The following is a 14606-nucleotide window of genomic DNA, read 5'->3' on the forward strand; positions in this document are numbered from 1 at the left end:
GGGGACAGCTTGACTCCACGAAGGGAAGCCCCCGTCGGTACATTTTCCGTACAAGCACCCGCGGAGGACACCCCGAATGACGCCTCGACGACCCCTGTTCCCCACGCCACAGGGCTGGCTGCGCTGGGGGCTCGTCGCGGTGCCGATGATCACCACGATGCCTCGCGCGGACGCGGTCGCCTGGGTGCTGATCGGGATCACCCTCGTCCTGTCGATCCCGATGCCGTGGATCGCCGACCTCGGTGCCCGGACGTCGTCGGCGATCCTGTCGCTCGCGGTGATCGCGTCCACCGGCGCGCTGTGGGTGGCCCTGCCGGGCAGCTGGGCGACGGTGGCGATGTTCAGCACGACGTTCTTCGTGGTGCTGCGGCAAGCTCCGGTACCGATCGTGCTGGCGATCGTGCTCGACGCCGCGCTGATCACCGCGGTCTGGGTGGCCCGCCAGGACCTCTGGGAAAGCGCCCTGTCGACCTACGCGGTCCTCGCCGTGATCGTGCTCATGGGGCTGAACCGGCGGACGCGCAACGCCCGGGTCGAGCAGACCGAGCTGGCGCTGGCCCGCGCGCAGACGGCGTCCGAGGAGCACGCCCGCGCCGCCGCCCTCGCCGAACGCGCCCGCATCGCGCGTGAGCTGCACGACGTGCTCGCGCACTCGCTGGCCGGGCTTTCCCTGAACCTGCAGGGCGCCCGGCTGATGCTGGTGCGCGACGGGGCGAGCCCGGACGCCGTCGCGCAGATCGAACGGGCGCAGAAACTGGCGTCGGACGGCCTCGCCGAGGCCCGCCAGGCCGTGGCCGCGCTGCGCGAGGACGCCGTGCCCGTCGAACGCGCGATCGCCGACCTGCTGGCCGCCTACCGGCTCGACAGCGGGGCGCGGGCGGACCTCGAGGTCGAGGGCGAACCCCGAGAACTGGACGCCGCGGTCGGCACCGCGCTGGTCCGCGCGGTGCAGGAAGCGCTGGCCAACACGCGCAAGCACGCGGCGAAGGCCGACGTCGACGTCACCCTCGACTACACCGGCGGGTCGGTGCAGCTGACCGTCGCCGACCGGCAGGGCAGGCGACCGCCGGACGCGCCGGCGGCAGGCTACGGTTTGCGCGGGATGAGCGAGCGGGTCACCCTGCTCGACGGGCGCTTCGAGAGCGGGCCGGGGGAGGACGGATGGCGGGTTCACCTGACGGTGCCGGCGTGACGCTGCGCGTCGTGCTGGCCGACGACCAGGCGGTGGTCCGGGAAGGCCTGGTCACGCTGCTCGGGCTGCTGCCCGGCGTCGAGGTGGTCGGCGCCGCCGCCGACGGCCTGGCCGCGCTCGACCTCGTCGCCGAGCACCACCCCGACGTCGTCCTCGTCGACCTGCGGATGCCGCGCTGCGACGGCGTCGAAACCACCGAACGGATCCGCGCCGGGCACCCGGGCACCGAGGTCGTCGTCCTGACCACCTACGCCGACGACGAGTCCCTGCTGGCCGCGTTGCGCGCCGGCGCCCGGGGCTTCCTCACCAAGGACGCCGACGCCGAAGCCATCGCGCGCGCCCTGCGCTCGGCGGCCGCCGGGCAGTCCACAGTGGACGGCGAACTGCAGCGGCGGCTCGTCGAAGCCGCCACCCGCAGCACGCCCCGGCGGGTCAAGGAGGTCGACGGCCTGACCGCCCGCGAGGTCGAGGTGCTGCGGCTGATCGCGGCGGGCCTGTCGAACACGGAGATCGCGCGCACGCTCGTGGTGAGCGAAGCGACCGTGAAGACCCACGTGAACCACCTGTTCACCAAGGCCGGCCTGCGGGACCGCGCGCAGGCGGTCGCCTTCGCCTACCGGGCGGGCATCGCCGACTGACTCACTCCGCGGGCGGGATGTTCGCGTTGTGGTGGAAGACGTTGCGCGGGTCGTACTGCGCCTTGATCCGCGCGAGCCGCTCGTACTTTTCGGGGCCGTAGGAAGCCCGGATGCGATCCGCTTCGTACTCCGCCATGAAGTTGACGTAGCCGGCCGAGTTCGACGAGAACGGCACCAGCGCCTCCCAGAACTCGCGCACCCACGCGCGGTCCGCGGCGAACGGCTCCGCTTCGGCGGCGATCGCGGCGATGTTCACCGCGAGGCTCGTCCGCCGGGCTCCGCCGAAGGCCGTCGCGGCCTCGTCGGCTTCGGTGAACGCCCCGCGCATCGAGAAGATCGGCATGATCGACATCGGCGAGGTCTTCCGCGGCAGGAAGTCCGCGATCACCTCGACCACCTCGTCGGTGAAGCCGTCGACGAAGGCCGCCTTCTCATAGCCGAGGATGCCCCACGGCGCGGCGTCGTCGATCATCCGCTGCAGCTCGACGTACGGGATCGGCGAGACGAACTCGAACAGCGGCGCCGGTCCCGAGCGCGCCCCGCGGATCGCGTCGGCGTGGTGCTCCTCCCCCTCGAACCCGGCGATCAGCAGCGCGTAGCCGGGTCGGAAGTGGTGCTGCTCGGGCACGAACGGCGCGGGCGGCGCGTTGAGCCCGGCGACCAGGACGCCCATTTCGGGCGGCAGCGTCTCGAGCACGTCGCGGGCCTGGCGCAGGGCGGCGGCGCCGTCTTCGATGCCCCAGAAGAACAGGCCCAGGTGGACGAGCGGGCCCACCGGGTGCAGCCGGAACTCGAACTCGGTGACCACGCCGAAGTTGCCGCCGCCCCCGCGCAGCGCCCAGAAGAGGTCGGGGTGCTCGCCGGCGGACGCGCGCAGCACCTCGCCGCCGGCCGTGACGACCTCGGCCGAGAGCAGGTTGTCGCAGGACAGGCCGTGCTTGCCGGAGAGCCAGCCGAAGCCGCCGCCGAGGGTGAGCCCGCCGACGCCGGTGTGGCTGACCGTGCCGCCCGGCACCGCGAGCGCGTGCTCCTGGGTGGCGGCGTCGAGCTGCGCCCACGTCGCGCCGCCGCCGACGCGCGCCGTCCGGCTCTCGGGGTCGACGCTGATCGCCTGCAGCGAGCTCAGGTCCAGGCAGAGGCCACCGTCGACGACCGCCGCGCCGCCGAAGTTGTGCCCGCCACCGCGTACCGAGACGTCGAGCCCGGCTTCGCGCGCGTACGCGAGGGCCGCCGCGACGTCCGCGGGCCCGGCGGGCCGCACGACCACGGCGGGGCGGCGGTCGATCTCCCCGTTCCAGACCGATCGGGCGACGTCGTAGCCGGCGTCGCCGAGGGTGAGCAGGGATCCGGTCAGCTGGGCGCGCAAGCTCGCCAAGGTGGGTTCGGCGGTCGAGGTCATGGCGGTTCCTCTCACAGCGGACAGAACCCCCATAAGTCGCCTGACCTGCGAAGATCGTTACAGACGGTGATCTTCAGCGGCGTGGGAGGAGACGCTGCGTGAACCCGGCCGCGGCCAGCCTGCCGAACGCCCGCTCGACCCCGGCCGGGACGGGCTGCGGGATCGCGAAGCCGCGCGCCGCGTACTCGGTGATCCGCTGGGTCTCGCCGACGAGCATGCTGACCACGCGCTCGACGTCCTCTTCCCCGGTGACGTGGTCCTCGAACGAGGCCGCTTGCGACGCGCACACGACGTCGACGCCGGGCCAGAGCCGCTTCGCCGTCGCGTAAGCCCGGCGCTGCTGGTACGGCCGCGTCACCAGCGTCACGGACCGGATCCCCCGCTCGGCCAGCAGCCGGCGGGTGAACGCGATGTTGTCGCCGGTGTTGCGGGCCGCGGGCTCGACCAGGATCACGTCGTCGGGGACGCCCAGCTCCAGCGCGATTTCGCGGTAGTGGACCGCTTCGCCGCGCGGGAAGCGCTCCACCGTCGTCGGGGCGTTGGCACCGGTGAAGACGACGAGCGGGAAGCGCCCGGCGTGGAACAGCTCGGCGGTGTGGACGGCGACGCCGGGATCGCGGCTGCCCAGCCCGATCCCGACGTCGGAACGCCGCGGCTCGTGCCGCAGGTCGTGGTACTCCCACAGCGTGCGGACATCGGCGTCCAGGTGCTCCGGCAGCATCAGCCGAACGCGGCTCGCAGGGCCGGCTTGCCGCCCGTCACCGGCAGCGTCACCGACGTCCTCGTCAGGTTCAGCGCCAGCCCCGCGCCCGGCTTGGGCCGCAGGGTGTAGTCGTGGTCGCTGGAAGCCAGCAGGAACTCCAGCCGGTGACCCGCCGCGAGGATGTAGTCCTTCGGCATCAGCTCGACGCCGATCCGGTAGGTCTGCCCGGGCGTGATCGGCTCGGTGCGGGCCGGTGACGTGCGGTTCTGCGGGTCGGTCCAGCCGCGCGTGATGATGTGGGACGTGCCGTCGGGGGCGCGGTCGAGCAGGATCGCCGAGACGTTCGCCGCGGGCCGGTCGAACGCCAGCGCCAGGTCGGCGCGCGCGGTGCCGGAGAGTCGTACGGACTGCTTCGCCGCCGAAGTCGCGTACAGCAGCCGGTTGCCGGAAGACGCGAGGCCGGCCAGCTGCTCGATCGTCTTCGACGAGTCGTCCGCGAGGGTTTCGACGGCCGCCGTGCCCGGCACCGGGTTGCGGGTGTCGATGGCGCCCTTCGCCTTGCCACCCGGCCACGGGTAGACGCGGACGTCGGACGTGCCCGGCGCCGGCCAGTCGGCCTCGTCGGTCCACGACAGGTCCTCGCGCTGGATCGTCGCCTTCGGCTCGTTCTGGATGCCGTTGTCGATGCCGTAAAGGTAGTGCGACATCCACTTGTTCAGCGTCGCGAGCCAGACGTCGCGGCGCAGCGAGTACGGGTCGGCGTGGCCGGACTGGTGCAGCCAGATCTTGTGCTCGACGCCGTGGGCCTTCAGCGCTTCGTACCACTCGGCGACCTGGTCGGTCTTGACGTTCCAGTCGTTGAGGCCGTGCACCGCGAGGACCGACGCGTGCACGTTTGCGACGTCGTTGCGGTAGTTGCGGACGTCCCAGAACGGCGTGTAGTCGCCGGTCACGCGGTCCTGGTCGCGGGTCAGGCCGTCGATGACCGGGCGGCAGACCCGGCGGTCGGCCCGGGTGTAGACGTACTCGGCGAGCACGTCGGCGTCCTCGCCCTGGAACCCGCCGGCCGCGACGACGGCTCCGTCGTTGCGGTAGTACTGGTACCAGCTGGAGATCGCGGCGATCGGCACGATCGTCTCGAGGCCCTCGACGCCGGTGCTCGCGACGGCGTTCGGCAGCGTCCCGTTGTAGGAGACGCCCATCATGCCGGTCTTGCCGGTGCTCCACTCGGCCTTCGCGGCGGCGCCGTTCGCGTCCTTCGCGGCCGCGCGGCCGTTGAGCCAGTCGACGACCGAGCGGGCGCCGATCGTCTCGTTGACATCACCGGTGGTCGGGCAGCCGGTCGAGAGGCCGCTGCCGAGCGACTCGCCGTAGACGACGGCGAAGCCGCGCGCGGTGAAGTAGTCCTGGTAGCGCCAGGTGATCGGGGTGGCCGGGCCGACGCCGTGCGCGGCGACGCGCGGGCCTTCCGGGCCGCGGGCGTACCCGGGCGCGTAGAGCTCGACGTCGACGTTGTGGTTCGCGATGTCGTTGCCGCCGGCGTAGTACGGGCTGGCCTGGTAGACGACGGGGACCTTCATGCCTTGCTGCGTCGCGCGCGGACGCACGACCTGGGCGTGCACGAGGTCGTCGGCGCCGTCGTGGTCGCTGTCGACCGGCGCGGTGACCCAGACGTCTTCGCGGACGACGTCGGCCGGGTCGAACACCGGCTGGGCCTGGCCGCCGGTGAAGACCGGGGCGGGCGGCGCGGCTTCGGCGGGCACCGCGGTCAGCGGCAGGGTCGCCAGTGCGAGGAGCAGGACTGCGGTTCGTGCGGCTTTCACTCAAACCCCCAAGCCGGGCGAAGCGGACGGGTTTCGAGACTTCCGTCCCGGCCGCGGGGGTGTCAAGAGACTAACGTCGGGGGCATGCCGACCGTGGAAGCGCCGATCGCCGCCGTGACCGTCTACCCGCAGCAGGCCCGGATCACCCGCCGGGGAAAGGCCCCGCTCGACGGCGGGCCGCGCCTGACGTTCGCCGGGCTGCCCCTGTCGCTCGACCCGGGTTCGGTGCGCGTCACCGGGACCGGTCCCGCGCTGATCGCGGGCGTCGACGTCCGCACCGAGCGGCATGCGTCCCCGGCCGATCCGGCGTTGCGCGCTTTGGTCGAGCAGCGACGCGCGGACCAGGCGACGCTCGACGGCGTCGTGGACGACGAAGCGGCCGAAGCGATGAAGGTGGAACTGCTGACGTCGCTCGCGAAGCGGAGTGGCGGGAGCTTCGCGAAGGCGCTGGCGGCGGGGACGGCCGAGCCGTCGCGCGTCACGGAGGTGACCGATGCTCTGGGGTCGCGGCTGGCCACGGCGTTGAAGGCGCGGCGGGTGTTGTCCGATCGGATCACGCGGCTGCGCGAGGACCTCGCTGCCTTGGACCGGCGGATCGAGTCCCACAGCGCGCGGTCCGAAGAGGACAGTACGTCGGTGGTGGTGGAGCTGGAGATTTCGGACACTTCCGGTTCGGCGGAGCTGGAACTGTCCTATGTGGTCCCGGGAGCGAGCTGGGAGCCGGGGTACGACGTCCGGGTCCGCGGCACCGAGGTGAGCGTGACGTCGTACGGGCTGGTCAGCCAGCACACGGGCGAGGACTGGCCGGAGTGCGAGCTGGCGCTGTCGACCGCGCGGCCGGCGGTTTCGGTGGTGGTACCGGAGCTGTCGCCGTGGTATTTGGACCGGGTGCACCCGATCCCGCCGGCGCCGGCGGCGGCTTACGGCGGGTCGGGTGGCGGGATTCCGGAGGGGGCACGGAGTTTTGCCGCCCTGGCCGCGGCGCCGATGGCCCCGAAGCTGGCTTCGGTGGAGCAGGGCACGACGGCGGTGACGTACCGGCCTTCGCGGCCGGTGGCGGTGCCGTCGGGCGCGTCCGGGCATCGGACCACGTTGGCTGAGCTTTCGCTGACGGCGGTTTTGGGTTATGTGACGGCGCCGGTGTTGGCTGAGGAAGCTTATCTGCGGGCTGTCGTCGTCAATACGTCGTCGGTCGCTTTGCGGCCGGGGCGGGCTTCGGTTTTTCACGACGCCGAGTTCGTCGGGAGTACTTCGTTGGAGGCTTGGGCTCCCGGGGAGGAGCTGGAGTTGGCTTTGGGGGTGGACGACCGGATCCGAGTCGAGCGCGAGCTGGTGCGGCGGACGGCTTCGAAGGCGACTTTGTCCGGGCAGCGGCGGCGGGAGGCCGAGTATCGGATTTCGGTGGGGAACCATGGGCCGCGTTCCGCTGTCGTCACGGTATTGGATCAGGCGCCGGTTTCTCGGGATGACGGGGTTACGGTTCGGGATGTGAAGACGTCGCCGGAGCCTGTGGAGACTTCGGAGCTGGGTGAGTTCACTTGGAAGTTGACTTTGGAGCCTGGGCAGACCGGTGAGGTGAAGCTGTCTTACCGGGTGGATGTGGCGAAGGGTGTGGAGCTGTCCGGCTGGCGGGAGTAACCACTAGAAGAGGCAACGACGACTGACAGAGGATACGTACCAGTCATTGGATGCACACACTTGAGTCACCGCCCAGTCACAGCTTGTGACCTTAGCTGGTCGAAGCCACGCCCCAAGGCCAGTTTCACCATGCCGGCTCGCTCACAGCCGGCAACGGTTTGTTCTCGCCTCCATGCAAGAGCTCAGCGTCAGCGAGTCGGTCACAAGATCGTCGGTACCCACTCTTAGAGTGTCGTGCGTGACTGTGACTGCCCCTGCTTCCGTCCCGAGCTACGGCGAGGTCTTCACTCGCCCCTGGGTGGCGGCGCTACTTCTGGACTTGGTGGGCTACATCACCCAAGAAGATCTCGGCGCTCGACGCTTCCTGGAACCTTCGTGCGGCTCCGGGGCGTTCCTCGGCCCAGCAGTGAAGCGACTGATCGAGTCCGCGAACGCAAAGCAACGCGATCCGGCCACACTGCACGACGCAGTCCGCGCCTACGACCTCAGGCCGGAAAATGTAGCGAAGGCGCGTATCCTGTGCAGAAGCATCCTGACCGCCGCAGGCGTCTCAGAGACCACCGCCGACGAGTTGACCAGAAGCTGGATCAAGTGTGCCGACTTCTTACTCGACGACGTCGAAGATATCGAGATCGACTTCGCAGTGGGAAATCCTCCCTACATCCGGTACGACGACCTCACAGAAGAAACCGCCGTCGCGTATCGCAAAACGTGGCTCACAATGCGCGGTCGCGGCGATATATATGTCGGCTTCATTGAGCGCTGCCTGACCATGCTGCGAGATCAAGGTAAGCTTGGCTTCATCTGTGCTGATCGCTGGATGCGAAATCAATATGGTGCAGATCTTCGCAAGCTTGTGGCAAATCGGTTCTCCGTCGAGCACATTTGGACAATGCACGATGTGGACGCGTTCGAAACCCAGGTATCCGCCTATCCGGCGATCACCGTATTGGCGAGAAGCAGTCAAGGCGAGGCCGTAGTGGCCGACACAAACTCAGCGTTCAACGAGACCTCAGCACGGGAGTTGCAGGACTGGGCTCACGGCCGTCGGCGAGTACCAACGTTCTCCAACGAAAGCGTGAAGGCCCACCGCGTCCCACACTGGTTCCCCGGAGATGAATTGTGGCCGACCGGCACTCCCGCCCGCCTCGCGCTAATCGAATACCTCAATGATAATTTTGCCCCGATTCACGATCCCGTCACCACCAAAACACGTGTCTCAATCGGAGTTGCCACCGGCGCAGACAAAGTCTACATAACAAGAGACGCCGACGTCGCCGAAGAAGACCGAATGCTCCGCCTCTCCATGCCCGAGGATCTAAAATCCGGCGAATTCCAGTGGCAGGGGAATTACCTGGTGAATCCATGGAATAAGGATGGATCCCTGGTGCCCCTTGGCGATTACCCAAAGTTGGCCGCTTATCTTTCTCGCCACCCAGCAGTGCGCAAGAGACACGTCGCCCTGAAGACGCCAAACGCCTGGTACCGAACGATCGACAAAGTGCAGTTCGATCTCATTGCGCGCCCAAAATTGCTTCTCCAGGATATGAAAGCCTACATCAACCCCGTCCTCGAGCCTGGCGGGTGCTATCCACACCACAACCTCTACTACATCGTATCCGACACATGGGAGATGGAAGTACTCGGAGGGATCCTGCTTTCCAGGATCGCACAGGCGTTCATCGAAGCATACGGCGTCAGGATGCGCGGTGGAACTCTTCGGTTTCAAGCTCAATACTTGAAGCAGATCAAGGTCCCGGACCCGGACTCCTTGAGCCAAGAGACCCGTCAGAGCCTCAAAGATGCATTCCTTGAGCGAGATGTCGACGCGGCCACAAAGGCTGCCGCGAAAGCCTACAACATCCAACTTGACGAATTTGAGCTCAACTCCGCTAATCAAGTTCCATCGACAATCAAAAATTAGACTTGACAGCACCAAAAAGAAGCGCCAAAAAGGCAACCCGAGTCACATTTCCAGTCAACAGAAGGCGTTGAATTGGCCAGCAAACCCAGCGGAAAGCCCTTGGCGTGGTCGCTATTCGATCGCATCATTCAAAAAGCCGTGACCGAAAGACCTGGTAACCCTTGGCAAATCGGGCCAAACGAACCGAACTATCGGCCAGACTACCCAACCCTGCAAAAATTGCTCGCGGTCCCCTTGGCGCTGAATTCAACTCCCCGATCCGGGATACCCGCCCTGGCCATTGACGTTTGGACGGCACACGAGCTCAGACGAGCGGGCTTCGAGCCGGATAGCGTATGGCCCAGAGCTGCGCACCCCCGCGTCTTACCCTCTACCTTCACGGCTCTCCTCAAAGAAGCGACCAAGACCCAAGAACACGCGCTGCTCAACATGATGGAAAACAAAAAGACCTACGGCGGCGAAATGTCGGCGAGCGCAAACATCCTAGGAAAGAACTACGTCAAGCAAGTAGATGTGGTAATCTCGGCCTGGAACACAGGGCCCGAGCTGATGATTTCGACCAAGCGAATGGACTCCTCATTCGGAAACAATGCCGCAAACCGTGTCGAGGAAAGCTACGGAGACGCAAAGAACCTCCGTGGTCGTCATCCACAGGCGGCTCTTGGTTTTATATATAGCCTTAACCAGGTGGCGTTCGAGCCAAAGTATCGCAGAATTGCAGACTGGATCGTCGATCTTCTCGGAAAACTCGGCCGCGAAGACGATGCATACGACGCGGTCGCACTAATCGTTCCGGACCGGACGGCCGATGCCAGGGAGATTGCAGACGACGAGATCGACGATGAAAAGCCACTGGTCTCCGCCGGAATCGAACCAACCCTTGACGACGAGGAGAACGTGCCGGCAGATGTAGGCGAGGCGGAGATTGACGAGAAGATCGATCAACTTCCACAAGTCGCATTGCGAACGGATATCGTTCCCAATTCACTCTCCCCGGAGAGGTTCTTCAAGATCATGATAAACCGCGTTCTCGACAACTGCCCGGTCAACTTCCACGAGCGCGCAAGGGAACTCCGCGCACATCCGGTCACAGTCACGTGATCATCATACTTTCCTATAAGCGTTACCTACCTCCCGCAGGCTCCGGCGCTCAAGATCACATCACCCGTGGAGGCTTCGTCGGGCAATCCGACGAAGCCTCCACAAGACCCATGCCCGGGCCGTCAGCCCTGGGAGATGTACGCCTCCAGCTGTTCCTGGCTCTTCTCCAGCTGCTCCATCCGGTTCTTCACGACATCCCCGATGGAAACGATCCCCGCCAACCGACCCTCGGCCAGCACCGGCACGTGCCGGATCCGGCGCTCGGTCATCAACACCGACAGCTGGTCCACCGAATCGTCCGGGGTACAACTCGCCACCAGCTTCGTCATGATCGAGGACACCGGGCCCTCCAACAGACTCGGCCCGTGGTCGTTCAAGCGGCGGACCACGTCTCGCTCCGAGACGATCCCCGCTATCGCTCCGTCCGGGGCGACGACCACCATCGCGCCCACGTTGTGTTCGGCCAGGTTGGCCAGCAGCGCGGTCACCGTGGTCTCCGGGGTGACCGTTGCGACCGCCGACCCCTTCTTGCGCAGCAGATCCGCAATCCGCATGGCGATCCTTCCCGTCGGTGAGCTGGATCACCACAGGGTAAGGGTGCCGGGACCCTCGCGAAAGTCCGGCAAACGGGGCGTCTTCGTGGTATTCGAAACGATTCAGCCCAGGCGTTCGGCCAAGCCGTCGAGGGCCGACCGGATCCCCGCCGCGTAGTCGTCGTCGCACAGGGCGTCCAGTCTTGCCCTGGCCAGTTCCAGCTGCTCACGGGCCGCGGCCACGTCACCCAGTTTGCGGTAGTCCTCGCCCAGGTTCAGGTGCAGCGACGGGTAGAACCCGCGCACCGCCAAGGACGAGTGGTATTCCTGGGCCCGCGAATCCGTCAGCGAGTCCGCCGCCGCCAGTGCGCGCAGGTCCCACTCCAGCTCCTCCGCCGGGTCGTCGCACACGTCGGCCATGTGGTGCGCCAGCGCGACGCGGTGCAGCGGGTCGCCGTCCGGGCCGATCGACGCCCACAACGCCGTGAACGTCGCGTACGCGCCCGCGCGGTCGCCGCCGATGTGCTGCCGCAGACCGGCGTCGATCGCCACCATCACGTCGTCGGTCATGCCGCTCCCCCGTCCGCCAGCGCCCGCAGCCGGGCCAGTCCCGGGCCGATCCGCTCGGTCGCGACCGCACCGTAGCCGAACACCAGCCCGTGGCGGCGCTCGCCCACGGCGAAGTCCCCCAGCGAGTACAGCCGGACGCCGGCGTGCCGGGCGCGGCGCACCAGCGGTGACAGATCCGACGTCGAAACCGCGCTCACGTGCAGCCCGGCCGAGGACGGCAACGGCGTCAAGAAATCGAAGCCCGGGAGAAGCGACGACAGCAGTTCGTGCCGCTCCCGGTAGACCTTCCGCATCCGCCGGACGTGCCGCGCGAAGCCGCCCTCGGCCATGAACGCCGCCAGCGCCGCCTGCTCGACGTTCGGCGCGTGCCAGTCCGTGAGGTAGCGCGCCTTCACCAGAGCCGGCACCAGCGACGGCGGCGCGACCAGGAACCCCAGCCGCAACGCCGGCGAGAGCACCTTCGAGAACGACCCGACGTACACGACCCGGCCGCGGGAATCCAAGCTGTGCAACGGTTCCAGCGGCCGCCCGGTGTAGCGGAACTCGGTGTCGTAGTCGTCCTCGACGAGCACGGCGTCGTGCCGCTCAGCCCAGTCCAGCAGCTCCAGCCGCCGCTCCAGCGACATCGACAGCCCCAGCGGGTACTGGTGCGACGGCGTCACGTACACCAGCCGCGCCTCCTCCGGGATGGCGCTGACGACGATCCCGGACGCGTCCACCGGCACCGGCGCCACCCGCACACCGCGGGCCGCCAGCACCAGCCGCGGCGGCGGGTAGCCCGGGTCTTCGACGGCGGCCACGTCACCCGGACGCAGCAGCACGCGCCCGACCAGGTCCGTCGTCTGCTGCGCCCCGGCGGTCACGACGACCTGCGCCGCGTTCGCCCGGACGTCCCGCGACACCCCGATGTGCCGCGCGATCTCCTCCCGAAGGGGAGCGAACCCCTGGGGGTCGCCGTAGGTCATCAGGTCGGCCTGGCCCGCGCGCAGCCGCTGCGTGACGAGCCGGCGCCACGTGTCGAACGGGAACAGCGAGAGGTCCGGGACGCCGGGCCGGAAGTCGAACTCCGGGGCCGGCGCGAACGGCGCGGGCGGCGACGGCACCGCGTCCCACTCCGGCAGCGGGCGGACGCCCGACACCGACGAGAGCGCGGGGCGGCTCAACGAAGAAGGAGTGACGAACGTGCCCGCCCCGACGCGTCCGGCGAGGAACCCCTCGGCGGTGAGCCGGTCGTAGGCCGCGCTGACCGTCGTCCGGGAGACCGCCAGCCGCTGCGCCAGCTCCCGCGTCGGCGGCAGCGCCTCGCCGGGCCGGATCCGGCCGTCCAGGATCGCCGCGCGCAGCTGCCGGTAGATCGCGTCGCGGTGCCCGCGCGTGCCGGCCAGGTCGATGTGGACGTCCATGAACCCAGATTGGCACACCGGACAAGACACGAATTTGGCACTTCTTGTGGTCCGCTCCCCCGCCTAGCGTGCGGAGCATGGATCTCCGCGAACTCGACCGCCGCACCCTGCTCGTCCTCGACAAGATCGTCGCCGCCGCCAAGCACGAGGACCTCTCGCGCCCGACCCCGTGCGCCGGCTGGACCCTCGAAGACCTCCTCCGCCACCAGGTCAGCGAGAACCACGCCTTCGCGACCGCCGCGCGCGAAGGCTCGGCCCCGGACTGGGACGCCGGCGACCTCGGCGACGACCACCGCGCCGCCTACCAGGCGTCCGTCGACGACTTCCTCGAAGCCTTCGCCGACGACGCCGTGCTGGAGCGGCAGCTCACGATCAACCACTTCGGCACGTTCCCCGGCACGATCGCCGCGCACATGCACCTCGTCGACACCGTCGCGCACGGCTGGGACCTGGCCCGCACGCTCGGCCTGCCCTACGAGCCCGACGCCGATGCCGTGCACGTCGCCCTGCAGCTGGCCGAACGGATCCCCGACGAGGGCCGCGAAAAGAACGGCTCGTTCGCCCCCAGCGTCAAGATCGAAGCGGACGCCGGCGAACTCGACCGGTTCCTCGCCCTCCTCGGCCGGGACCCGGCGTGGACCGTCAGCTGATGTCGGCGGGCGCGGCGCTCCACGTGTCGCACGCCTTGGTGTTCTTGCCGTCGTAGCCCGCCTTCGCCCACGACAGCTGGTGCGCGCGCGAGCCGTGCGTGTCGCTGTCGTTCGCGCGGCCGTAGTCGGCGACGGCGGCGTTCGCCAGCGACCGGCTGACCGACCCCGAGCCGGCGACCGCGGCCAGGAACAGCGCGCCGAAGCAGTTCGCCTGCAGCTCGATCCGGCGGACGACCTCCTTGTCGGCCGCGCTGTCCTCGTCCGGCGAGGTCATCTTGTCCGCCGCCGCGGACAGGATGCCGCTCTCGCGCTGCACGTGGTGGCCGTACTCGTGGGCGATCGTCGCGATGTGACGCGCCTTGTTCAGCCCGGCGTCGGCGAGCATCCAGTCGGTCGGGGCGTAGATCGTGGTGTCGCCGCCGCAGTAGTAGGCGACGGCCTCGTTCTCCGACGGCGCCGAGCCGCACGCGCTGTGCTCGGGCAGCGTCACCGAGACCGTGGCGGTGAGCGTCGGCTCGTTCGCCTTCTCCAGCGCCGGGCGCCACGACTGCTCCAGGCAGTCGACGAGCGCGCCGTAGTAGGCCTTGAGCTGCGCGGGCGCCCGGCCGAGGTCGGGCAGCGCGCACGTCGCGGGCCCCGGCGTGATGCCGGCCGACAGCAGCGGGTTGCGCGCCAGTTCCGGCACCGGCTTGGCGGGCGTGCCCTCCGAACCGCCGCTGTACGCGCGTCCGGTGTCGACGCCCTGGGCGACGTACGCGTGCCCGTCGACGCGGTGCGGGATGGTGGCCGCGATCAGCGAGATCGCCAGCACGACGACGAGCACCCCGGCCACGGCGCCCCAGAGCCGGCTGCGCGGCGGGGCGATCGGGACGGGTGGCGCGGCGGCCCAGTTCGGCGCCCACGGGTTCGGCTCCGGAGCCCACGCGGGTTCCGGCGACCGGTCCCCGGCCGGCGGCGCGGGAAAACCGGACATTCCGTCGTCGTTCACGTTCTCCCCCTGCTCAATGCGACCAGCATACGGACGCCCGGAGA

The 14606-nt window shown here is 68.7% G+C and carries 13 protein-coding genes; 6 read left to right on the forward strand and 7 right to left on the reverse strand.

Annotation, left to right across the window (positions count from 1 at the left end; genetic code table 11):
- The first annotated feature begins 76 nt into the window (after nucleotides 1–76).
- Nucleotides 77–1192 (forward strand): sensor histidine kinase, encoded by a 1116-nt coding sequence (locus ACIQWX_RS35990; protein ID WP_400880961.1) that lies wholly within the window; start codon nucleotides 77–79, stop codon nucleotides 1190–1192.
- Nucleotides 1189–1830, forward strand: coding sequence for a response regulator (locus ACIQWX_RS35995; protein ID WP_400881452.1), 642 nt, complete (start codon nucleotides 1189–1191; stop codon nucleotides 1828–1830). The genes ACIQWX_RS35990 and ACIQWX_RS35995 overlap by 4 nt, the downstream gene beginning before the upstream one ends.
- Before the next feature lies 1 nt (nucleotide 1831).
- On the opposite strand, the gene ACIQWX_RS36000 is transcribed toward ACIQWX_RS35995, so the two are convergent.
- The 3 genes from ACIQWX_RS36000 to ACIQWX_RS36010 form a co-directional block, all read right to left on the reverse strand.
- On the reverse strand, nucleotides 1832–3229 hold the full coding sequence (locus ACIQWX_RS36000; RefSeq protein WP_400880963.1) for an FAD-binding oxidoreductase: 1398 nt from the start codon (nucleotides 3227–3229) through the stop codon (nucleotides 1832–1834).
- A 73-nt stretch (nucleotides 3230–3302) separates the two neighbouring features.
- Nucleotides 3303–3950, reverse strand: coding sequence for a YdcF family protein (locus tag ACIQWX_RS36005; protein WP_400880965.1), 648 nt, complete (start codon nucleotides 3948–3950; stop codon nucleotides 3303–3305).
- Entirely contained in the window at nucleotides 3950–5755 is a 1806-nt protein-coding gene (locus ACIQWX_RS36010; protein WP_400880967.1) for a Xaa-Pro dipeptidyl-peptidase, read from the reverse strand. Before ACIQWX_RS36010 ends, ACIQWX_RS36005 begins: the two co-directional genes overlap by 1 nt.
- An 84-nt stretch (nucleotides 5756–5839) precedes the next feature.
- On the opposite strand from ACIQWX_RS36010, the gene ACIQWX_RS36015 reads away from it, so the two are divergent.
- The 3 genes from ACIQWX_RS36015 to ACIQWX_RS36025 all read left to right on the forward strand — a co-directional run bounded on the left by ACIQWX_RS36015 (nucleotide 5840) and on the right by ACIQWX_RS36025 (nucleotide 10418).
- Entirely contained in the window at nucleotides 5840–7393 is a 1554-nt protein-coding gene (locus ACIQWX_RS36015) for a mucoidy inhibitor MuiA family protein (RefSeq protein WP_400880969.1), read from the forward strand.
- A 238-nt stretch (nucleotides 7394–7631) separates the two neighbouring features.
- The gene (locus ACIQWX_RS36020; RefSeq protein WP_400880971.1) at nucleotides 7632–9317 is read left to right on the forward strand and encodes an Eco57I restriction-modification methylase domain-containing protein; all 1686 of its coding nucleotides are present in this window, start codon (nucleotides 7632–7634) and stop codon (nucleotides 9315–9317) included.
- 219 nt (nucleotides 9318–9536) lie between these two features.
- A complete protein-coding gene (locus ACIQWX_RS36025; RefSeq protein ID WP_400880973.1) occupies nucleotides 9537–10418 on the forward strand; it encodes a hypothetical protein in 882 nt (293 codons plus the stop codon).
- 122 nt (nucleotides 10419–10540) lie between these two features.
- Here the strand turns inward: ACIQWX_RS36025 and ACIQWX_RS36030 are convergent, their stop codons facing one another.
- The 3 genes from ACIQWX_RS36030 to ACIQWX_RS36040 all read right to left on the reverse strand — a co-directional run bounded on the left by ACIQWX_RS36030 (nucleotide 10541) and on the right by ACIQWX_RS36040 (nucleotide 12924).
- The gene (locus ACIQWX_RS36030) at nucleotides 10541–10972 is read right to left on the reverse strand and encodes a CBS domain-containing protein (RefSeq protein WP_400880975.1); all 432 of its coding nucleotides are present in this window, start codon (nucleotides 10970–10972) and stop codon (nucleotides 10541–10543) included.
- A gap of 102 nt (nucleotides 10973–11074) precedes the next feature.
- Nucleotides 11075–11521, reverse strand: coding sequence for a hypothetical protein (locus ACIQWX_RS36035; protein ID WP_400880977.1), 447 nt, complete (start codon nucleotides 11519–11521; stop codon nucleotides 11075–11077).
- Complete coding sequence (locus ACIQWX_RS36040; protein WP_400880979.1) at nucleotides 11518–12924, reverse strand: PLP-dependent aminotransferase family protein; 1407 nt, start codon at nucleotides 12922–12924, stop codon at nucleotides 11518–11520. The genes ACIQWX_RS36035 and ACIQWX_RS36040 overlap by 4 nt, the downstream gene beginning before the upstream one ends.
- 77 nt (nucleotides 12925–13001) lie before the next feature.
- On the opposite strand from ACIQWX_RS36040, the gene ACIQWX_RS36045 reads away from it, so the two are divergent.
- Nucleotides 13002–13574, forward strand: a complete 573-nt coding sequence (locus ACIQWX_RS36045; protein WP_400880981.1) for a TIGR03086 family metal-binding protein — start codon at nucleotides 13002–13004, stop codon at nucleotides 13572–13574.
- Here the strand turns inward: ACIQWX_RS36045 and ACIQWX_RS36050 are convergent.
- Nucleotides 13567–14547, reverse strand: a complete 981-nt coding sequence (locus ACIQWX_RS36050; RefSeq protein WP_400881454.1) for a neutral zinc metallopeptidase — start codon at nucleotides 14545–14547, stop codon at nucleotides 13567–13569. The two genes, ACIQWX_RS36045 and ACIQWX_RS36050, sit on opposite strands and share 8 nt — an antisense overlap.
- Nucleotides 14548–14606 lie beyond the last annotated feature (59 nt).

Origin of the sequence: Amycolatopsis sp. NPDC098790, from assembly GCF_044759945.1 — a bacterium.
Taxonomy (GTDB): Bacteria; Actinomycetota; Actinomycetes; order Mycobacteriales; family Pseudonocardiaceae; genus Amycolatopsis.